Raw genomic sequence first — 20078 nt, 5'->3', positions numbered from 1 at the left:
GCGCCGCGCTGTCGGGCGTGTGGCCGCCCCCCCCCCGCCTCCGCGTGGGGGGGGTGCGCTCGTCCGCGTCTCGGGTCCCCGCCGGGCGCCCCCCCCCCCCCACGGGGTGGGCCGCGACGGCACCGCCGCCACTGGCCGTCGCACCCACGTCCATGGCGGTGTCGACCGATGTCACCGGGCCACCCTCGGCGACCGCGGTGCCCAAGTCCAGGTGTTGCGCAACCCCCGCGGTGCGGCGGGGTTCACCGGTTCGGCGCAGGCGGGGTGGGCGTCGGCGGCGGGCCGCGCGCCGGGAGACTGGACGCGGAGCCGGGCCGTCCTCGCCGCGCGGCACGTCCGGGCCGGGGCGGTCGGGTGGCGGTCCGGCCGGTGGGCGGCCCCGGCGCGACGCCGGTACCCCCAGGTCGGGTGCGTGGAGGAGCCCGCAACGGTCACTACAGCGTCGGCCGTGGCGCACCGGCGGGAGAGTGTCATGGACGGCGTCTCCTGTTCGCAGCCATACTGTTCATATATGTGAAGTGCGGTCGTACTTGTGAACGTGTTGGGCGGACTGTAAGAATCGGCGCAGCGACGTGTCAAGTGCGTGTTGCCGGAACGTTTCCCGTGGAGGATTTGGTGACTGGATCCGCGTCACCCGCTCGGCCGAACGCGGTCAAGTCGGCCGATCGGACTGTGGAACTGCTCGAAGTGCTGTCGGCGTCGGACCGCCCGCTGACGCTGACCGAACTGCACCGCGAGCTGAGCTACCCGAAGTCGAGCCTCTACATGCTCCTGCAGACGCTCGTCGCCCGCGGGTGGGTCGAACTCGACCCGACGCGCGGCACCTACGGCATCGGCGTGCGCGCCCTGCTCGTCGGCACGTCCTACCTCGACCACGACCCGGTGGTGCAGGTCGCCATCCGGGTGATGGAGCAGGTGCGGCGGGAGATCAACGAGACGGTCCACCTGGCCCGCCTCGACGGCGCGGACGTGGTCTACCTCGCCAGCCGCGAGTCCGAGCACCACCTGCGCGTGGTGTCCCGCGTCGGCCGCCGCCTGCCCGCGCACTCGACGTCGCTGGGCAAGGCGCTGCTGGCCGCGCGCACGCCCGCCGAGGTCGACGCGATCCTGCCCGCCCGGCTGACGCCGTTGACGCCCAACACCGTCGTCGAACGGCCCGCGCTGCACGCGCAGCTCGCCGGGTTCCGCGCGGTCGGCTACGCCCACGAGCGCGAGGAGAACACGCCCGGCCTGGGCTGCTTCGCCGTCGCCCTCCCCTACCGCAACCCGGTGCTCGACGCGATGAGCTGCTCGGTGCCGCTGGGCAGGCTCGACCCCGACCACGAGCGCCAGGTCGTCGAGGCGCTGCTGCACGCCGCGCGCACGATCACCGAACTGCTGCGCCAGTTCGGCCGCTGATTCCGCAATCGCGAAAGGGCTCGATGTGACCGCACGAATCCTGATCACCGGCGCCGCCGGGATAGTCGGCACGCTCATGCGCACCCGACTGGCCGCGCCGGACCGGACCCTGCGCCTGCTCGACATCGCGCCGCTGCCGCCCGCCGCCGACGGCGAGCGGGTGGAGCCGGTCACGGCGTCGGTCACCGACCAGGCCGCGATGGACGAGGCGTGCGCGGGCGTCGACGCGGTGATCCACCTCGGCGGGCACAGCCTGGAGCGGCCGTGGGCGGAGGTCCTGGACGTCAACATCAACGGCACGCACGTGGTGCTGGAGGCGGCGCGGCGGGCGGGCGTCCGCCGGGTCGTGCTGGCCAGCTCGAACCACGCGGTCGGGTACTACCGGCGGTCGTCGGGCGAGGCGGGCGACTACCTGTTCCCGCAGCCGGACACGTACTACGGCGTGAGCAAGGTGGCGTTGGAGGCGTTGGGCAGCCTGTACGCGTCGCGGTACGGGATGGACGTGATCGCGGTGCGGATCGGGTCGTGCTTCGAGAAGCCGCGCGACGCGCGGATGCTGTCGACGTGGCTGTCGCCCGACGACGGGGCGCGGCTGTTCGAGGCGTGCCTGTCCGCGCCGTCGCCCGGGTTCCGCGTGATCTGGGGCGTTTCGGACAACACGCGCCGGTGGTTCTCGCTGAGCGAGGCGGAGGCGTTGGGGTACAAGTCGGAGGACGACTCGGAGGTGTTCGCCGAGGAGGTGCTGGCCGCCGCCGGCGAGCCGGCCGCCGATTCCCCCGCCATGACCTACCTCGGTGGCGCGTGGTGCACGCCCGAGTTCGACACCGCGGTGAAGGAGGCCGGTCGATGAGCGAGCAGGGTTACGACCCGCGGACCGGGCAGCCGGTCGGCGAGGCCGTGCCGGAGACGTCGGCGGTCGAGGTCGACGCGGTGGCGCGGGCGGGTGAGGCGGCGTTCCCGGCGTGGGCGGCGTTGCCGGCGGCCGAGCGGGCCTCGGTGCTGGAGGCCGTGGCGAACGCGTTGGACGCCGCTTCCGGGCCGTTGGTGGAGATCGCGGACGCGGAGACGGCGCTGGGCGTGCCGCGGCTGACGACGGAGCTGAAGCGGACCACGAACCAGTTGCGGCTGTTCGGCGAGGTGCTGCGCGAGGGCAGCTACGTCGAGGCCACGCTGGACTCGGCGAACCCGGACATCATCCCGCCGCGGCCGGTGCTGCGGCGCATGCTCCGTCCACTCGGGACGGTCGGGGTGTTCTCGGCCTCGAACTTCCCGTTCGCGTTCTCCGTGGCGGGCGGCGACACGGCGTCCGCGCTGGCCGCCGGCTGCCCCGTGGTGGTGAAGGCGCACCCGTCGCACCCCGGCACGTCGCAGGCGACCGCGCGCATCGTGGCGTCGGTCGTGCCGGCGGGGGTGTTCGGCATCGTGCACGGCCAGGAGGCCGGCGTGGCGCTGGTGAAGCACCCGGCGATCAAGGCGGTGGGCTTCACGGGCTCCACCGCCGGCGGCCGCGCCCTGTTCGACCTGGCCAACGCCCGCCCCGACCCGATCCCGTTCTACGGCGAGCTGGGCAGCGTCAACCCGACCGTCGTCCTGCCCGACGCCGCCGCCGCGCGCCCCGAGGGGTTCGCCGCGGAGTTCGTCGGCTCGCTGACCCTCGGCGTGGGCCAGTTCTGCACCAACCCCGGCCTGCTGTTCGCCCCGTCCACCCTGGTCCCGGCCCTGGCCGACGCCGTCAAGGCCGCCACGGGCGGGCCGATGCTGAACGAGCGCATGTGCGACTCGTACCGCTCGGGCACCTCCGCGCTGGCGGCGTCGGGCCTGGTGGACCTGGTCGCCGAGGGCACCGCCCCCGCCGAGGGCTGGAGCGTCGAGCCGCGCCTCTTCCAGGTGCCGCTCACGACGTTCGCGGACAACCTGGAGAAGCTCACCGAGGAGCACTTCGGCCCGGCGGCGGTCGTGGTGACCTACACCGATCCGGCCGAGCTGGACCCGGTGCTCCGCCGCCTGCCGGGTTCGCTCACCGGCACCGTGCACGCGGCCGGGAGCGAGCACGGCCAGGCGGGGCGGGTGGCGGAGGCGCTGCGGCCGGTGGTGGGTCGGCTGATCTTCAACGGCTGGCCGACCGGGGTGGCCGTGGCGTGGGGCATGCACCACGGCGGGCCGTGGCCGGCCACGACGAACCCGCTGCACACGTCCGTCGGCGCGACCTCGATCCGGCGGTGGGTGACCCCGGTGACCTACCAGTCCTGGCCGGACGAGCTGCTGCCCGCCGAGCTGCGCGAGGGCAACCCGCTGGGCATCCCGCGGCGCGTGGACGGGGTGCTCGGCGTCCACTGACCGCGGTCGCCCGACGCGCTCGCCGACCGCGGTCGCCCGACCTGTCCGCTGACGGCCTTCGCCCCGACCGAGCCGGCCCGCAACGCGCTCGCCGACCGCGGTCGCCCGGCCCGTCCGCTGACGGCGGGTGCTCGCTCCGACGCGTTCGCTGATCGTGGTCGCCCAGCGCGTTGGCTGACGGCGGGCGTTCGCCGACGGCGGTCGCCGAGCACGGTCGCCCGGAGGTTCGCTGGTGTGACCGAGGGCTGCGAGGCTCGTGCGGGGGCGGACGGCCGGTCGGGGCGGCACCGGGTTGCCGGCTGATGGTTGGCGGTGTGGGTGGTGAGGGTCGCCGGTCGGGTGGTCCTCCTGTGGGGGTCACTGGTCGGCCTCCTGTCGGGGGTCGCTGGTCGGGTGGTCCTCCCTGTGGGGGTTGCGGGCCGGCTCGGTGGTTGCCGGGTGGTGGGGTGCGGTGGCCGTCGGGCCGGCTCAGGCGTGCGGGGTTGCTCGGGTTTCCTCTTCGTTTCAACCGACGTTCGAGGCCGTGGATAACGGCGTTTTGGTTGATGGCGATTGCGAAGTTCACCCGATAGTGGTCCGATGATCTTCGGGGCCGAGGTCGGGGTAGTGGTGTGGGAGAGTGTCCGCCACTCGGGGAAACCGCTGGTCAAGCGCCCAGACGGGCCACCGCCGAGGCACCCGGCTCCCCACGCGCGGTGAAGTCGGTGAACTGGTCGGCGGTCGGGCTCATGGTGTTCAGAGCCCTCGCCTCGCGGAAGCGGCGCTCCACCGTCGCCCTCGTGCTCGGTCCCAGGTCCGCGGCCAGGGCCAGCGCCTGGTCCGTGACCACGACCAGCGCCTCGGCGGTGTGCACGGCCAGGTGGCACAGCTTCCGCCTGGCCCGGTCGGGTTCCCAGTCGACCGCGGCCACGGCGTCCTCGCGCAGCACCCGCACCGCGTCGGCGCGCAGGCGGAGGCGCAGCGAGTCGGAGGGGCCGACGTGCGGGGCCACGGCTTCGGTCGCCCCCGCCATCACGCCCAACGCCACCGACGCGCCCAGCACGACCCACCACGGCAGCACGTGGTGGACGACGGTGTCGAACGACCGCCCGTCCTCGCCCAGCAGGCAGTCCACGGGCACGTGCGCGGGATCCGCCCACACCGTGTTGGCCGCCACCCCGCGCAGTCCGAGGCCCGGCCGGTCGACCGGGACGAACAGCCCCGGCGCGTTGCCCGGCACCGACCACAGCGTGGTGGTGCCGAGCGCGCCGAGGGGTGTGCTCGACCAGACGTGGCTGTCGGCCTCCCCCGCCGCGACGACGCCGCTCTTGCGGTCGCGCAGGTCCACCACGTCGCCCCGCCGCACGGCCGTGCCGGAGGGCAGCGCGAAGTGCGCGCCGGGCGAGAACACGGCGATCGTGCCCAGGTGCCCGCCGGCCGCGACGGTGGTCCGCAGCGCCCGGCGGCCCAGCCGGTCCACCGCGGTCGCGGCGGCGAAGTGCGACCGCAGCACCACGGCCGTGCTGCCGCACGCGGCGGCGACGTGTTCCACCACGTCGGCCACCTCGGCGAGGCCGCGGCCGTGCCCGCCGACGCCGCGGGACATGCTCGTGCCGAGCAGTCCGCCGAGCGCCGCGACCGCGGCCCTGGGGAAGGCGCCGTCCCGGTCGACGGCCGGCGCGGCGGGGGCGACCACGTCGCGGACGATCCGGTTCACACCAGCGGGCATCCGTGCCTCCGCGTCAGGTGGGCGGGTAGAGGGAGTAGGACGGGAAGTTGCCGTGGAGGCGTTCGCCGGGCGGGCCTTCGGTGACGGCGTGCACGAGCAGTTCGCCGCCGACGAACGCGCCGCGCCAGGACGCGCCCCGGCCGCCGAACACCTCGGCGCGGTCGCCGCGCGACCGGGCCCGGTTGTGCCCGAACTTGAACGCGTTGACCTCTGGCGCGAGCCGTCGTGCGGTGGCTTCGTCGTCGCACGACAGGGACGCGACGAGCGCGCCGTTGCCGGCGTTCATGGCGGCGAGCAGTTCGGCTTCGGTGTCGACCAGCACGACGGTGTCGACGGGGCCGAACGGTTCGGCGTGGTGCAGCGGGGAGGACCGGGGTGGCGCGAGGACCGCGACCGGCGGGAAGTAGGCGGACGTCCGCTGGTCGGGCAGGAACCGGCCGTCGTCGAGCGAGCCGCGGTGCAGGGGCACGCCGCCCTTGGCGATCGCCTCGTCCACGACGTCGGCGAGTTCCTTGGCCTTGGCGTCGGTGATCAGCGGGCCGTAGTCGAGGTCCGGCGGGTCGTCGTCCGGTGAGGACACGGCGAGCGGGTGGCCGAACGTCACCTCGCGCACGGCCTCCAGGTACACCGCGAGGAACGCGTCGAACAGCGACCGCTGCACCACGTACCGCGGGTAGGCGGTGCAGCGCTGCTTGCCGTAGTCGAACGACTTGCGCAGTTGCGGTCGCAGCGCGTCCCAGTCGCCGAACTCCCAGACGCCCCAGCAGTTCAGCCCTTCCAGTTCGAGCACGTGGCGCCGGGTGGGGTCGAGCGCGGTGACGATCTCGGCGCCGGCGCCGCGCCCGCCGACGAACGACACACAGCCGAGGTCGGGTGAGCCGACGAGCACGGGCGACAGCTCGCGGCCGCCGCCGCTGACGAGGGTGAGCGGCAGGCCGTGGCGGACGGCGAGGGCGCACGCCAGCGTCAGGCAGGCCACGCCGCCGTCGGTGGGGGCCTTGGCGATGACGGCGTTGCCGGCGAGCGACTGCACGAGCATGGCGTGCAGGAGGACGCTCATGGGGTAGTTCCAGCTGGCGATGTTGCTGACCGGGCCGGGCAGGGGTGTGCGGCCGTGGAGCATGGGGTCGATCCGCTCGACGTACCACTCGACGCCGTCGATGCACCGGTCGACGTCGGCGGTGGCGAGCCGCCAGGGTTTGCCGATCTCCCAGACCAGCAGCAACGCGAGCAGGTCCCGGTGGGCGCGCAGGTCGGCGAGCGCGGCGAGCGTGCGGGCTTTGCGCTCGGGCAGCGGCACGCCGGCCCACGTGCGGTGCCGGTCGGAGGCGGCGGCGACGGCGTGGGCGGCCTGGGCCGCGTCGAGGCGGGGTGGTGCGGCGATGGCGGAGCCGTCCACGGGTGAGGTGGCGTGGCCGGGTGTGCCGAGGCGCTGCCACCGGCCGTCGACGTGGTTGAGCAGCCGGTCGGGGTGGAACGCCTCGGGCGCGGCGTGCGCGCACCGGTCGTACAGCTCGGGCCACGAGGTGCCCGGCTTGAGGATCGGGGTCATGTCGGTCCTCTCAACTGGCGGCGGTGAGGGCTTGGCGCGCGAGCAGGTCGACGGCGGCGTGGACGCTGCGCAGGGTGGGCGCGGCGACGCCGGTGAGCCGGGCGATCTCGACGACGGCGCCGATGATCGCGTCGGTTTCCAGCGCCTTGCCGGCTTCGAGGTCCTGGAGCATCGAGGTCTTGTGGTGGCCGACGCGCCGGGCGCCGTCGATGCGCTTCTCGATGGAGACGCGGGGTGCGCAGCCGACGGCGCGGGCGACGGCGACGGTCTCGGCCATCATGAGGGCGACCAGTTCGCGGGTGTCGCGGTGCTCGCAGATCTCGGCCATGGTGGCGCGGGTGAGGGCGCTGAGCGGGTTGAAGGCGACGTTGCCCATGAGCTTGACCCAGATGTCGTCGCGCAGGTCCGGTTCGACGGGGGCTTTGAGGCCGCCCGCGACGAGGGCGTCGCTGAGGTCGCGGCACCGGGTGGAGACGGTGCGGTCGGGTTCGCCGAGGGAGAAGCGGGTGCCTTCGACGTGCCGGACGACGCCGGGCGCCTCGATCTCGGTGGAGCAGTAGACGACGCAGCCGATGGCGCGGCGGGTGTCGAGGACGGCGCTGACGCGGCCGCCGGGGTCGACGGCTTCGATGCGGGCGTTCTCCAGGGGGTGGCCGGCGAGGCCGTGGAAGTACCACCAGGGGATGCCGTTCTGGGCGGCCACGATGGCGGTGTCCGGGCCGAGCAGGGGCGTGATGAGCGGGCCGCAGGTGGCGTACTGGTGGGCTTTGAGGCCCAGGAACACGTAGTCGACCGGGCCGATGTCGGTCGGGTCGTCGGTGGCGTGGGGTGCGGCGGTGAAGTCGCCGCGGGGGCTGTGGACCCGGACGCCGTGGCGGCGCAGGGCGTCCAGGTGCGCGCCGCGGGCGACGAGGTGCACCTCCGTCCCGGCGCGGTGCAGCGCCGCGCCGACGTAGGCGCCGATGGCCCCGGCTCCGAGAACTGCGACTTTCATGTCGTCCCCTCACCTTCCCAGTAATTGCATACAGTATGTTGTATGAAGCTTGCCGGCGATAGCCCGTCCGGGCCGGCACGGCGAGGAACCCGAAAGGTCGGGACAGTCAGGCCGAGCACGCGGTTGACGTGCGGCGACACGACCGGGCGCGGCAGATTGCTTTTTGCATACGAAAATCTGTATGCTGAGCATCGGGCATTCCAGACATCATCCCCACCCGTGCCCGAGGAGGCGACCGTGAGCCAGTCCAACACGCCGCTGATCGGCGCGGGCGGCGCCCGTCGCGCCGGCCGCGAGTCGCTGAGCGGCGCGGCCACGCGCAAGGTCGAGCGGCCCGCCCCGTTGCGCCAGGCGGTCTACGAGGCGCTGCTCGACCTGATCGTCAACCGTACCCTCAAGCCGGGTCAGCACCTCGTCGAGATCGAGCTGGCCGAGCACCTGGGCGTGAGCCGGCAGCCGGTGCGCGAGGCGCTGCAACGGCTGCAGACCGAGGGGTGGGTGGACCTGCGCCCGGCGCAGGGCGCGTTCGTGCACACGCCCACCGACGAGGAGGCCGACCAGCTCCTCGCCGTGCGCAACGTGCTGGAGACCTACTCCGCGAAGCTCGCCGCCGAGCACGCCGGCGAGGACGACGTCAAGCAGCTCAAGAAGCTCCAGCAGGAGGGCGTCGCCGCGCTCAAGGCCAAGGACGTGGAACGGGTCGTCGCCGCGAACGCCGCGCTGCACACGTTCATCACGCGGCTGTCCGGCAACGCGGTGCTGTCCGAGATGATCGCGACGGTGGACCGCCGCGTCCGCTGGTACTACGCCCCGCTCGCGCTGACCCGCGGCAAGGACGCCTGGACCGAGCACGCGGAGATCATCGACGCCATCACGCGGCGGGAGCCGGAGCGGGCGGCCGAGCTGATGAGCCGGCACACCGAGCGCACGCGCGCCGCGTACCGCGAGCACCTGGACGCCGCGCGGTCGACGTGACCGGGACCGCCGGTGGACGTCGCCGGCCGATCCGCCGAGGTCCAGCTCAGGGCACCTGGATCGAGTCCACGTGACAGGGCTCACCTCGCGGGCGTTTTGTATACGATAGTCTGTATTCTGGATGTAGCACCTCCGGCCGGTGGTCCACTGGACGAGCGAGTCCCGCCCCGACGACGCGGGCGGGCTCCCCGCCCGAGAACGAGCGAGGAAGGCAAGCCCATGCCTGGATGGCAACAGCTCAAGCACACCCTGACCCGCCCCGCCGGGTTCTCCGCCGACGGACGGCGCCTGGGCCTCGGCCTCGACGCCGCGATGGACGCCCAGCGCCGGCGGACCGACCACGCCGTCGCCGACATCGAGCGGTACGCCAACGACCGGCGCAGCCGGGGCGAGGAGACCAGCACGGTCTCCTGACCCCGACGACGAGCCGGTCACGATGCGGCGGCCACGGCGAACCGGTCCACGCGAACACCCGACGACGGGCCGGACGGAGCCCGCGGCACCGCCCGGCCCGCAGGTCACGCCCCCGTGCCGTCCCGCTCGGCGCGCTGCCGGGCCTGGCGCGACGCGAGCAGGCTCGCCGCGGTCGTGATCAGCAGCACCACCACGATGACCCCGAGCGACAGCAGGATGGGGATCTCCGGCGCCCAGGCGACGCCGTGGTGGTGCAGCGCTTCGAGGACGAGCTTCACCCCGATGAACGCGAGGATCACCGCGAGACCCTTGCCGAGGTGGACGAGCCGGTCGAGCATCCCCCCGACCAGGAAGAACAGCTGGCGCAGCCCCATCAGCGCGAACGCGTTGGCGGTGAGCACCAGGTAGGGCTCCTTGGTCAGGCCGAAGATCGCCGGGATGGAGTCGACGGCGAACAGCAGGTCGGTGGTGCCGACCGCGATCATCACGATGAACATCGGCGTGACGACCCGCCTGCCGTCCACCCGCGTGGTGAGCGCCGCCCCGTCGTACCGCGACGACGTGGGCAGGACACGGCGCACCGCGCGCAGCGCCGCGGTCTCCCGGAACTCGTCCTCGTCGCCGCCTGGTCCTTCCCTGAGCAGCTTCCACGCGGTGAAGACGAGGAACGCGCCGAAGACGTAGAACAGCCAGTCGAACCGGGAGATGGCGCCCGCGCCGAGGGCGATGAACACCGCGCGCAGCAGCAGCGCCAGCACGACGCCGACGACGAGCACCTTCTGCCGGTACTCGCGCGGCACCGCGAACCGGCCCATGATCAGCACGAACACGAACAGGTTGTCCACGCTGAGCGAGTACTCGGTGATCCACCCGGCGAAGAACTCGCCGCCGTACCGGGGACCCGCGAGGACGAGGACGCCGAGCCCGAACAGCACGGCGAGCGCGACGTACGCGGTGACCGCCACGAGCGATTCCCGGAAGGACGGGTCGCGCGGGTTGCGGGCCACGAGGTGGAAGTCGAACGCGATCACCAGGGCGATCCCGGTCAGCGTCGCGATCCACACCCAGGTGGGGAGAACCATCTGTGCCGCCCTTCGGTCACGGTCGCTTGGTGGCGGTCGCACGCCGGCGGCGCGCCCGGACGGACGCGTCCCGCAGCACGCGGGCGTGCGCCGCGTAGCGCTCGTGCCACCGTTGTGCCAGCGGGTTGCGGGCGCGCAGCCGGTCGAGCCAGTGGGGTGCGATCCGCTCGTGCAGCCACAGGAAGCCGATGGCCCACCCGAAGCTGACGATGCCCTGGTAGGCGAGGAAGCCGGGCACGTCGTCGGGCGGGGTGGGGCCGCCGCCGAGCAGGAGCCCGGTGGAGGTCTCGGCGACGAGCCGGGCCAGGGGGAAGCCCGCGAGCCAGTACAGGGCCGCCGGGGCGAACACGCCGAGCCGGAAGCGCCCGGTGCTCGCGAGGAGCGCGTAGCCCGCGCCGAGCAGGCCGAGCGGCACGGCCATGGCGAGGGCCGTGGCGGCCGCCCAGCCGTAGGGGTGCCCGACGAGCGCCGAGAGGGCGCCCGCGATGAGGCCGCCGGTGGCCCCGACGACCGCGCCGGGCACGGCCAACTCCAGTCGGTCGCGCATCAGCCCACCACCACGCCGAACCTGAGCAGGCTGTAGAGCAGCATGCCGAGGTAGAACACGGCGCCGAAGCCGATGACGAGGTTGGTGACGAGCCGGGGTCGGATGGGTTTGGGCAGCATGCGGTTGTTCACCAGGAGCAGGACGACGCAGTAGGCGCCCATGGCGAAGGTGGACAGGAACGCGAGGACGTCGAGGATCGCGCCGGGGCCGTCGGCGGGGCCGAACAGCAGGATGACGATGCCGAACGCGATGACGCCCCAGAGGAACCCGGCGTAGAGGTGGGACATGCGGAACCGCTTGGCGCCGGGCACGAAGTGGTAGGTCATGTCGGCCTGGCCGCGGGAGAACGAGTCGAACAGGCCGAGGGTGGCGTTGAGGCCGATGAGCGCGATGAAGCCGAGGAACGCGCCGCCGAGGACGGGTCCGCCCGCCGCGGCGAACGAGTCGGACATGGCGTTGAGCGCGGCTTCCCGCTCCCCCTCCCGCAGCAGCGCCGTCACGTCGGGGCTGGTGCGGGAGGCGGCCTGCGCCAGCACGGTGAACGACACGGTGACGAGCATCGTGACGCCCCAGAACAGCAGCAGCGCGTCGAAGGTGACCCACCGCCGCCAGCCGCGCCACTTGCGCATCTCGTCCTGGTCGTCGGTGTCGAACATGAACCCGCGGGACGGCATGGCCTCCTCTTCCCCGGCGTGCCGCAGGCCGCGGATGCGGGGGATGTGGGCGCCCATGCCGGCGCCGCTGTCGCGTAAGTGCAGCGTGTACCACATCTGCTGCATGCCGGACGGGCCGGCGAACGCGATGGAGCCGACGACGATCGGGAACCAGGCGGCGCTGAGCGCTTCGGGCGGCAGGTAGCCGAAGTGGAACATGCCGGTGACGGTGGACACGACGTCGGACCAGGTGCCGACCATCGCGGCGACCACGGCCGTGCCGACGACGAGCAGCCCGATGAGCAGGGACAGCACGTTCTCCAGCAGGTTGTAGATCACCTTGGCCAGGCTGAACACGACGCCGACGAGGACGAGGCCGACGCAGGCCGACACCGTCCACGGGATGCCGGTCAGCTCTTCGAGCGCGGCGGCGCCCGCGGAGAGGTGGCCGGGCCAGATGTAGACGAGGATCGCGACGGTGAAGAAGAACCACATGATCGGTTTGAACACGCGGGCCGCGCCGAAGAAGATGCTCTCGCCGGTGGCCATGGCGTAGCGGGCCATCTCCAGCATGACGACGGCCTGGAGCGTCACGCCGATGAGGAACAGCCAGCGGATCTCGGGGCCGAACAGCAGCACGAGCCGCGGCCACATGTAGGACTCGCCCATGCCCACGCCGAGCGCGACGAGGAAGACCGTCGGGCCCAGGAGGTGGATGGACGGCGGGGCGTCGGGCAGTTTCCTGATGGGCATCGCTTCCAGCCGCCCCGCCCGCCAGACGCGGTCCTCGGGCGGTGGCGCGGTCACGTCCGCGCCGGACCGCGGTTCGGCGGGTGAGTTGGGTGTATCCACAACGGACCTCCCGGTGGGTTGGTGCTTGCTGAGGCGTCCTTCCCTTCCGTGCCGCCCGCTCACAGCCGCCCGGCGGAGCGGGCCCAGCGGTACTTGGCGCCCAGCACGGCGACCGGCTTCTCCGTGGTGTACGGGTAGGCGACGATGCCGTGCCGGTACAGGTGCTCGCTCGCCCGTTCGACCTCCACGTCGCCGGCGAGGGAGGCGACGACGGGTTTGTGGATGCCCCGGTCCCGGTAGTGCCGGACGACCTCGACGACCAGTTCCGCGAACACCATCGGCGGGGTGACGATGGTGTGCCAGTAGCCGAGGACCAGGGCGTGCACGCGTTCGTCCTCGAGGCCGAGCGCGATGGTGGCGCGGTAGGTGGAGGGTGGTTCGCCGCCGGTGATGTCGACGGGGTTGCCCGCCGCGCCGAACGGGGGGATGTGCTCGCGGAACGCGGCGTCGAGGTCGGGCGGTATCCGCATGAGGGTGAGGCCGTGGTCGACGCAGGCGTCGGACAGCAGCACGCCCGAGCCGCCCGCGCCGGTGATGATGACCACGTTCTCGCCCCGGGGGGTGGGCAGCAGGGGCACGCCGCGCGCGTACTCCAGCATGTCGTTGAGGCCGGGTGCGCGGATGACGCCGCTCTGCCGCAGGACGTCGTCGTAGACCTTGTCGTCGCCGGCCAGCGCGCCGGTGTGGGAGCCGGCGGCTTTCGCGCCCTGGGCGGTGCGTCCGGCTTTGAGGACGACGACGGGTTTGCTCGCGGAGACCCGCTTGGCGGTCTCGGCGAACGCACGGCCGTCCTTGAGGTCTTCCAGGTGCATGGCGATGAGCTGGGTGTTGTCGTCCTGCTCGAAGAACGTGAGCAGGTCGTCCTCGTCGATGTCGGCCTTGTTGCCGACGCCGACGATGGCGGACACACCCATGTGGGCGGAGCGGCTGAACCCGAGGATGGCCATGCCGATGCCGCCGCTCTGCGAGGACAGGGCGACCCCGCCGCGCACGTCGTACGGGGTGCAGAAGGTCGCCGAGAGGTTTTCCGGTGTGTAGTAGTAGCCGTAGATGTTCGGGCCGAGGATGCGCACGCCGTGCTTGCGGGCGATGGCCACGACCTCGTCCTGCAGCTCGTGGTCGCCGGTCTCGGCGAAGCCGGACGGGATGAGGATCGCGCCCGCCACGCCTTTCGCGCCGGCTTCCGCCAGCGCGGCCGGCACGTGCTTCGCCGGGATGGCGAAGATCGCCACGTCCACCTCGCCGGGCACGTCGCCGATGCTCCGGAACGCCTTGCGGTCGAGGATTTCGTCCGCTTTGGGGTTGACCGGGTGGATCTCGCCCCGGTAGCCGCCGTTCACCAGGTTGCGCATCACCGAGTTGCCGATCTTGCCGGGCTCGTTGGACGCGCCGATCACCGCCACCGCGGCCGGTTTCATGATCCGGTCCATGGCGGCGAGGATCTCCTCGCGGGTGAACCGGGCGGGCTCGGGCGCGGCGGCCGGGTCGACCAGGATCCGCACGTCGACGGCGGTCGCGCCGTCCGGGGTGGCCAGCACGGGGTTGAGGTCGACCTCGGCCAGCTGCGGGAAGTCGGTGACGAGGTCGCCGACCCGCCGGATCAGGTCGGCGAGCGCGTCCCGGTCGACGGGCGGCGCGCCGCGCACGCCGCGCAGGACCTCGGCCGCGGCGATGCCGTCCACCATGGACGCGGCCTCCTCGGCGGTGGTCGGCGCGAGGCGGAAGGTGACGTCCTTGAGCACCTCGACCAGGACGCCGCCCAGGCCGAAGGCGACGACCTTGCCGAACGTGCGGTCGGTGGTCGCGCCGATGATCACCTCCTGGCCGGCGGGCATCAGCCGCTGCACCTGCACGCCGACGATGTCGGCCTCGGCGTTGTGGGCGACGGCGTTGGCGACGACGGTGTCGAAGCCCTCCGCGACCTCCCGGTCGGTGCGCAGGCCGACGAGCACGCCGCCGGCCTCGGTCTTGTGCAGGATGTCCGGTGAGACGATCTTGAGCACGACGGGCAGGCCGAGCCGCCCGGCGAGCGCGACCGCCTCGTCCCGGGACGCGGCCAGCCCTTCGGCCGGGGTCGCGATCCCGTACGCCTCGCAGATTTCCCTGCCCTCCGGGGCGGTCAGCGAGGCGCGCCCCTCGGCGGTGACCGCCGCGATGATCCGTTCGACCGCTGCCCGGTCGTAGTCCGGCATGACGTCTCCTTGCGGTTCGCGGTGGTCAGATGGCGCCGAGGGCCCTGAGGTCCCGGAGCTGCCCCGGCAGGTAGCCGAGTTCGGCCAGCACCTCGTCGTTGTGCTCGCCCAGCAGCGGGGACCGCTGGACGTCGACCGGCGAGTCGGACAGCTTCAGCGGGCTGCCGACGGTCTTGTAGGAGCCGCGCTCGGGGTGCTCGACCTCGACCACGACGCCCAGTTCGGCGAGCGTCTCGTCCTCGATCAGCTCGCGGGTGGACAGGATCGGGCCGCACGGCACGTCACGGGCGTTGAGCGCGTCCATGACCTCCCACTTGGTGTGCCGCTCGGTCCACTCCTCGATCAGGGCGAACGCCTTGTCGAGCTTGTCCAGCCGGGCCTCCGGGGTGGCCCACGCGGGGTCGTCGGCCAGCTCGGGCCTCCCGATCAGCTCGGTGATCGGCCGCCAGCCGACCGGCTGGATGATCACGTAGAGGTAGTCGTTGGGACCGCCGGGCGCGCAGCGCACCGCCCAGCCGGGCTGCCCGCCGCCGGAGGCGTTGCCCGACCGGGGCACCTCGTCGCCGAACCCCTCGTTCGGGTACTCGCCGAGCGGGCCGTGCGCGAGCCGCTGCTGGTCGCGCAGCTTCACCCGGCACAGGTTGAGCACGGCGTCCTGCATGGCGACCTGCACGCGCTGGCCGCGGCCGGTGGACGTGCGCTGGTAGAGCGCCGCGAGGATGCCCGCGACGAGGTGGATCCCGGTGCCGGAGTCGCCGATCTGGGCGCCGGTGGCGAGCGGCGGCCCGTCCTCGAAGCCGGTGGTGCTCATCGAGCCGCCCATCGCCTGCGCGATGACCTCGTACGCCTTGAAGTCGGCGTAGCGGCCCGGCCCGAAGCCCTTGATCGACGCGTACACCAGGCCGGGGTTGAGCTGCCGCAGCCGGTCCCAGGTGAACCCGAACCGGTCGACCACGCCCGGCCCGAAGTTCTCCACCAGCACGTCGGCGGTCGTGACGAGTTGGCCGAACACGGCCTTGCCCTCGGCGCTCTTCAGGTTCAGCGTGACGCTGCGCTTGTTCGCGTTCAGCATCGTGAAGTAGAGGCTGTCCACACCGGGCAGGTCGCGCAGCTGGCCGCGGGTGATGTCGCCGCGGCCCGGCGCCTCCACCTTGATCACGTCGGCGCCCAGCCACGCGAGGATCTGCGTCGCGGACGGTCCGGACTGGACGTGCGTCAGGTCCAACACCCGCACGCCCTCGAGAGCCTTGCCCATCGCACCGCTCCTCTACTTGTACATGGTCTGATTCACGGTTCCCGGCGCGTACGCGTCGGGGTCGATCCAGACGTTGATCAGCGACGGCAGCCCGGACTCGCGGGCGCGCCGCAGCGCGGGGGCGATGTCCTTCGGGTCGCGCACCTCCTCGCCGTGGCCGCCGAGCATGCGGGCGAACTCGTCGTAGCGGACGTCGCCGAGGGTGTTGCCGACCCGTTCCCGCGCCACGCCGTACTTCTGCGCCTGGCCGTAGCGGATCTGGTTCATCGACGAGTTGTTGCCGACGATGCCGACGAACGGCAGGTCGTAGCGCACCAGCGTCTCGAAGTCCCAGCCGGTGAGGCTGAACGCGCCGTCGCCGAACAGCGCCACGACCTCCTTGTCGGGCCGGGCGAGCTTGGTGGCGAGCACGAACGGCACGCCGACGCCGAGCGTGCCCAGCGGCCCGGGGTCCATCCAGTGGCCGGGCGCCTTCGGCTGCACCACCTGGCCGGAGAAGGTGACGACGTCGCCGCCGTCGCCGATGTAGATCGAGTCCTCGGTGAGGAACTCGTTGATCTCGTGCACCAGCCGGTACGGGTGGATCGGGGTGGCGTCGGAGAGCAGCTGCGGCAACCGCTTCTCGCGCGCCTTCTCCTCCACCGCGGCCAGCTCCTCCAGCCACGGTTTGCGCGCCACCGCGCCGGTGTCCGCGCGCCCGGACGCCGCCTGCGTCACGGCGGCCAGCACCAGGTCCGCGTCGCCGACGATGCCGAGGTCGATGTCGCGGTTCTTGCCGACGGTGCGGTAGTCGAGGTCGACCTGCACCACGGTCGCCCGGGCCGACAGCCGGCGGCCGTAGCCCATCCGGAAGTCGAACGGGGTGCCGACGATGACGATCACGTCGGCGTTGTCGAACGCGTAGCGGCGGGAGAGCTGGAAGTGGTGGGGGTCGCCGGGCGGCAGCGTGCCGCGGCCCGCGCCGTTCATGTAGGCGGGGATGTTCAGCGCCCGCACGAGGTCCACCGCCGAGTCGGTCGCCCGCGTGGTCCAGACCTGGCTGCCGAACAGCACGACCGGCTTGCGCGCGTGCACCAGCAGGTCGGCCAGCCGCTCCACCGCCGCCGGGTCGCCCGCGGCCCGGGTGGACGCCCGGTAGCGGCCGGCCTCCGGGATCCGCGCCTGGTGCACCGGCACCGACGCGTCCAGCACGTCGCGCGGGATCTCCAGGAACGACGGGCCGGGCGCGCCGTGGAACGCCTCGCGGAACGCCATGGACACCAGGTCGGCGACGCGCGCGGTCGACGGCACGGTGGCGGCGAACTTGGTGATCGGGGTCATCATGTCGACGTGCGGCAGGTCCTGCAGTGAGCCCATCTTGTGCTGGCTCAACGCGCCCTGGCCGCCGATCAGCAGCATCGGGCTCTCCGCGCGGAACGCGTTGGCCACCCCGGTGACGGCGTCGGTCGTGCCCGGTCCCGCCGTCACCACGGCGCAGCCCGGCTTGCCGGTGACGCGGGCGTAGGCGTCCGCGGCGTGCGCGGCCACCTGCTCGTGCCGCACGTCCACCACCGCGATGCCCTCGTCCACGCACCCGTCGTAGATGTCGATGATGTGCCCGCCGCACAGGGTGAAGATCGTGTCGATGCCCTCCGCCTTGAGGGCCTTGGCCACCAGGTGCCCGCCGGAGATCAGTTCCGGACCCGCGTCGGGATCGCCCGCGGCTCCCGTGCCGTCGCCCGTGGCCTCGGTCGCTGTCCGCGCCATGTGCTGGTCAACTCCTTCGATCGCGGTCGGACCCGCCCGGCCGGGGGACGCGGGGCCGGGAAGCCGTCCGTTGTAGATTGCATACCGTATGGGGTAGCCATATAGTGACGCCTTGTTCGGGCCGATGTCCAGAGCCGGCGTCACGGGAAGTCACCTCGCCCGCCATCGGCCCCCACCGCACGGAGAGGACTTCCTGCCGTGGATCTGCACGAACACCAAGCCAGGGACCTGTTCGCGGCGCACGCCGTCCCGGTGCCCCGCGGCCTGCTCGCCGCGACACCGGACGAGGCGGCGGCCGCGGCGGCGACGCTCGACGGGACGGTCGTGGTGAAGGCGCAGGTGAAGACCGGCGGCCGCGGCAAGGCGGGCGGGGTCCGCCCCGCCCGCACCCCGGACGAGGCGCGGGAGGTCGCCGCCGCCGTGCTCGGCATGGACATCAAGGGCCACACCGTGCGCGAGGTGCTGGTGGTCGAGGCCACCGACATCGCCGCCGAGTACTACGCCTCCTTCCTCCTTGACCGGACAAACCGGACATTCCTCGCCATGGCGTCGGTCGAGGGCGGCGTGGACGTCGAGGAGGTGGCCGCCACCAGACCGCACGCGCTGGCCCGCGTGCCCGTCACCGCGGTGGACCTGGCGACCGCGCACGAGATCGTCACGGCGGCCAACTTCCCGCCCTCGGTCGCGGACCGCGTCGCGGACGTCGTCGTGCGGCTGTGGGAGGCGTTCGTCGCCGAGGACGCGACGCTGGTGGAGGTGAACCCGTTGGCGCTCACCGCCTCCGGCGAGGTGCTCGCGCTGGACGGCAAGGTCACCCTCGACGGGAACGCGGCGTTCCGGCACCCCGGCCGCGCCGCCTTGGCGGACGTCGCCGCCGAGGACCCGCTGGAGGCGGCGGCCCGCGCCCGCGGCCTCAACTACGTGAAGCTGGACGGCCAGGTCGGCGTGATCGGCAACGGCGCCGGGCTCGTCATGTCCACTGTGGACGTGGTCGCGCTGGCGGGCGGGCGGCACGGCGGCGTGCGGCCCGCGAACTTCCTCGACCTCGGCGGCGGCGCCTCGGCGCGGGTGATGGCCGACGCGCTGGACGTCGTGGCGGGCGACCCGGATGTGCGGTCGGTGCTCGTCAACGTCTTCGGCGGCATCACCGCGTGCGACGCCGTGGCCGACGGGATCGTGACCGCGCTGGGGCTGCTCGGCGACACCAAGCCGCTGGTGGTGCGGTTGGACGGCAACAACGGCGAGGAGGGCAGGCGCATCCTCGCCGAGGCCGCGCACCCCTCGGTGACCGTGGTGGCCACCATGGAGGAAGCGGCCGACCGGGCCGCCCGGCTCGCCGCGACGGGGGTGTGACGTGGCCGTCTTCCTCACGTCGGGCAGTCGCGTGATCGTCCAGGGCATGACCGGGGCGGAGGGCGCGAAGCACACCAGGCGGATGCTCCGGGCGGGCACCCGGGTCGTCGGCGGCGTGAACCCGCGCAAGGCCGGGGAGGTGGTCGACTTCGACGGCCACGTGCTGCCCGTGTTCGGCACCGCGGCCGACGCCGTCGCCGCCACGGACGCGGACGTGACCGTCGTCTTCGTGCCGCCCGCGTTCACCAAGGACGCGGTGGTCGAGGCCGTCGACGCCGGGATCGGCCTGGCGGTCGTCATCACCGAGGGCGTGCCGGTGCACGACACGGTCGCGTTCCTGGCGCACGCGGCGGCGTCGGGCGGCCGGACCCGGATCATCGGGCCGAACTGCCCCGGCGTGATCAGCCCCGGCCGGTCGAACGCGGGCATCATCCCCGACGACATCTGCGGACCCGGCCCGATCGGCCTGGTGTCGAAGTCGGGGACGCTGACCTACCAGCTCATGCACGAGCTGCGGGACATCGGCTTCAGCACCGCCGTCGGCATCGGCGGCGACCCCGTGGTCGGCACGACGCACATCGACGCGCTGGCCGCGTTCGAGGCCGACCCCGGGACGGGGGTGATCGTGATGATCGGCGAGATCGGCGGCGACGCGGAGGAGCGCGCGGCCGACCACATCCGCGCGCACGTCACCAAACCGGTCGTGGCGTACGTGGCCGGCTTCACCGCGCCCGAGGGCCGGACCATGGGGCACGCGGGCGCGATCGTCTCCGGGTCGACGGGGACGGCGCGGGCCAAGAAGGAGGCGTTGGAAGCGGCGGGCGTGCTGGTCGGCAGGACGCCCGGCGAGACGGCCGGGCTGCTGCGCGACCTGCTCGGCCGGCTCTGACCGTCACCACGCGACCGTGAGCGGCACGCCGTGGGGGCGGGCCGCCCCCCGCCGGCCCGGCGGGGGGGGCGGTGGGCCCGGGCGAGGCCGCGCGGGGGCGGGCCCGAAGACCACGGCCCCCGGCGGCCCGC

16 protein-coding genes are annotated in these 20078 nt (G+C 73.1%); 7 read left to right on the top strand and 9 right to left on the bottom strand.

Annotation, left to right across the window (positions count from 1 at the left end):
• The first annotated feature begins 579 nt into the window (after window positions 1-579).
• Genes ACFXGA_RS32755 through ACFXGA_RS32745 form a run of 3 tightly spaced genes read left to right on the top strand, consistent with a single transcriptional unit; the run spans window position 580 to window position 3735 of the window.
• Complete coding sequence (locus ACFXGA_RS32755) at window positions 580-1398, top strand: IclR family transcriptional regulator (RefSeq protein WP_378094700.1); 819 nt, start codon at window positions 580-582, stop codon at window positions 1396-1398.
• A 25-nt stretch (window positions 1399-1423) separates the two neighbouring features.
• A complete protein-coding gene (locus ACFXGA_RS32750; RefSeq protein ID WP_378094698.1) occupies window positions 1424-2248 on the top strand; it encodes an NAD-dependent epimerase/dehydratase family protein in 825 nt (274 codons plus the stop codon).
• A complete protein-coding gene (locus ACFXGA_RS32745) occupies window positions 2245-3735 on the top strand; it encodes an aldehyde dehydrogenase (NADP(+)) (protein WP_378094696.1) in 1491 nt (496 codons plus the stop codon). The genes ACFXGA_RS32750 and ACFXGA_RS32745 overlap by 4 nt, the downstream gene beginning before the upstream one ends.
• A 646-nt stretch (window positions 3736-4381) precedes the next feature.
• Here the strand turns inward: ACFXGA_RS32745 and ACFXGA_RS32740 are convergent.
• From ACFXGA_RS32740 to ACFXGA_RS32730, 3 genes are read right to left on the bottom strand one after another with little or no spacing between them, the layout of a single operon-like run.
• A complete protein-coding gene (locus tag ACFXGA_RS32740) occupies window positions 4382-5443 on the bottom strand; it encodes an acyl-CoA dehydrogenase family protein (protein ID WP_378094694.1) in 1062 nt (353 codons plus the stop codon).
• Between the two features lie 13 nt (window positions 5444-5456).
• Window positions 5457-6995: an aldehyde dehydrogenase family protein gene (locus ACFXGA_RS32735; RefSeq protein WP_378094692.1), complete on the bottom strand. Its 1539-nt coding sequence runs from the start codon at window positions 6993-6995 to the stop codon at window positions 5457-5459.
• Window positions 6996-7005: 10 nt separating this feature from the next.
• Entirely contained in the window at window positions 7006-7989 is a 984-nt protein-coding gene (locus ACFXGA_RS32730) for a 2-dehydropantoate 2-reductase (protein WP_378094690.1), read from the bottom strand.
• Window positions 7990-8226: 237 nt separating this feature from the next.
• Between ACFXGA_RS32730 and ACFXGA_RS32725 the strand changes: the two genes are divergently transcribed.
• Both ACFXGA_RS32725 and ACFXGA_RS32720 read left to right on the top strand, forming a co-directional pair.
• Window positions 8227-8964, top strand: coding sequence for a GntR family transcriptional regulator (locus ACFXGA_RS32725; RefSeq protein WP_378094688.1), 738 nt, complete (start codon window positions 8227-8229; stop codon window positions 8962-8964).
• 219 nt (window positions 8965-9183) lie between these two features.
• Window positions 9184-9378 carry a hypothetical protein gene (locus ACFXGA_RS32720; protein WP_378094686.1) on the top strand — a complete coding sequence of 65 codons (195 nt, stop codon included), beginning with the start codon at window positions 9184-9186 and terminating at the stop codon, window positions 9376-9378.
• A 104-nt stretch (window positions 9379-9482) separates the two neighbouring features.
• On the opposite strand, the gene ACFXGA_RS32715 is transcribed toward ACFXGA_RS32720, so the two are convergent.
• Genes ACFXGA_RS32715 through ACFXGA_RS32690 form a run of 6 tightly spaced genes read right to left on the bottom strand, consistent with a single transcriptional unit; the run spans window position 9483 to window position 17705 of the window.
• Window positions 9483-10460, bottom strand: a complete 978-nt coding sequence (locus tag ACFXGA_RS32715) for a TerC family protein (protein WP_378094684.1) — start codon at window positions 10458-10460, stop codon at window positions 9483-9485.
• Window positions 10461-10476: 16 nt separating this feature from the next.
• A complete protein-coding gene (locus ACFXGA_RS32710; protein WP_378094682.1) occupies window positions 10477-11007 on the bottom strand; it encodes a hypothetical protein in 531 nt (176 codons plus the stop codon).
• Window positions 11007-12512: an Nramp family divalent metal transporter gene (locus ACFXGA_RS32705; protein WP_378094680.1), complete on the bottom strand. Its 1506-nt coding sequence runs from the start codon at window positions 12510-12512 to the stop codon at window positions 11007-11009. The genes ACFXGA_RS32710 and ACFXGA_RS32705 overlap by 1 nt, the downstream gene beginning before the upstream one ends.
• A 59-nt stretch (window positions 12513-12571) precedes the next feature.
• Window positions 12572-14704, bottom strand: a complete 2133-nt coding sequence (locus tag ACFXGA_RS32700) for an acetate--CoA ligase family protein (protein ID WP_378094678.1) — start codon at window positions 14702-14704, stop codon at window positions 12572-12574.
• A 25-nt stretch (window positions 14705-14729) separates the two neighbouring features.
• The gene (gene frc / locus ACFXGA_RS32695; RefSeq protein WP_378094676.1) at window positions 14730-15959 is read right to left on the bottom strand and encodes a formyl-CoA transferase; all 1230 of its coding nucleotides are present in this window, start codon (window positions 15957-15959) and stop codon (window positions 14730-14732) included.
• A 12-nt stretch (window positions 15960-15971) separates the two neighbouring features.
• Window positions 15972-17705 (bottom strand): thiamine pyrophosphate-binding protein, encoded by a 1734-nt coding sequence (locus ACFXGA_RS32690; protein WP_378094674.1) that lies wholly within the window; start codon window positions 17703-17705, stop codon window positions 15972-15974.
• A 198-nt stretch (window positions 17706-17903) separates the two neighbouring features.
• Between ACFXGA_RS32690 and sucC the strand changes: the two genes are divergently transcribed.
• Window positions 17904-19058 carry an ADP-forming succinate--CoA ligase subunit beta gene (gene sucC / locus ACFXGA_RS32685; protein ID WP_378094673.1) on the top strand — a complete coding sequence of 385 codons (1155 nt, stop codon included), beginning with the start codon at window positions 17904-17906 and terminating at the stop codon, window positions 19056-19058.
• Window position 19059: 1 nt separating this feature from the next.
• A complete protein-coding gene (gene sucD, locus ACFXGA_RS32680) occupies window positions 19060-19947 on the top strand; it encodes a succinate--CoA ligase subunit alpha (RefSeq protein ID WP_378094672.1) in 888 nt (295 codons plus the stop codon).
• The last annotated feature ends 131 nt before the right edge of the window (window positions 19948-20078 follow it).

The sequence above is a fragment of the Actinosynnema sp. NPDC059335 genome (genome assembly GCF_042752395.1).
Classification (GTDB): domain Bacteria; phylum Actinomycetota; class Actinomycetes; order Mycobacteriales; family Pseudonocardiaceae; genus Actinosynnema.
Note: the sequence above shows the minus strand (reverse complement) of the source record. Positions and strands in the feature narration are given on the sequence as shown.

What these genes read in the sequence shown, in the direction of transcription:
- ACFXGA_RS32745 (WP_378094696.1), top strand. Translation starts at nt 2,245, where the DNA reads ATGAGCGAGCAGGGTTACGACCCGCGGACCGGGCAGCCGGTCGGCGAG.
- ACFXGA_RS32740 (WP_378094694.1), bottom strand. Translation starts at nt 5,443, where the DNA reads ATGCCCGCTGGTGTGAACCGGATCGTCCGCGACGTGGTCGCCCCCGCC.
- ACFXGA_RS32735 (WP_378094692.1), bottom strand. Translation starts at nt 6,995, where the DNA reads ATGACCCCGATCCTCAAGCCGGGCACCTCGTGGCCCGAGCTGTACGAC.
- ACFXGA_RS32730 (WP_378094690.1), bottom strand. Translation starts at nt 7,989, where the DNA reads ATGAAAGTCGCAGTTCTCGGAGCCGGGGCCATCGGCGCCTACGTCGGC.
- ACFXGA_RS32720 (WP_378094686.1), top strand. Translation starts at nt 9,184, where the DNA reads ATGCCTGGATGGCAACAGCTCAAGCACACCCTGACCCGCCCCGCCGGG.
- ACFXGA_RS32715 (WP_378094684.1), bottom strand. Translation starts at nt 10,460, where the DNA reads ATGGTTCTCCCCACCTGGGTGTGGATCGCGACGCTGACCGGGATCGCC.
- ACFXGA_RS32710 (WP_378094682.1), bottom strand. Translation starts at nt 11,007, where the DNA reads ATGCGCGACCGACTGGAGTTGGCCGTGCCCGGCGCGGTCGTCGGGGCC.
- ACFXGA_RS32700 (WP_378094678.1), bottom strand. Translation starts at nt 14,704, where the DNA reads ATGCCGGACTACGACCGGGCAGCGGTCGAACGGATCATCGCGGCGGTC.
- frc (WP_378094676.1), bottom strand. Translation starts at nt 15,959, where the DNA reads ATGGGCAAGGCTCTCGAGGGCGTGCGGGTGTTGGACCTGACGCACGTC.
- ACFXGA_RS32690 (WP_378094674.1), bottom strand. Translation starts at nt 17,705, where the DNA reads ATGGCGCGGACAGCGACCGAGGCCACGGGCGACGGCACGGGAGCCGCG.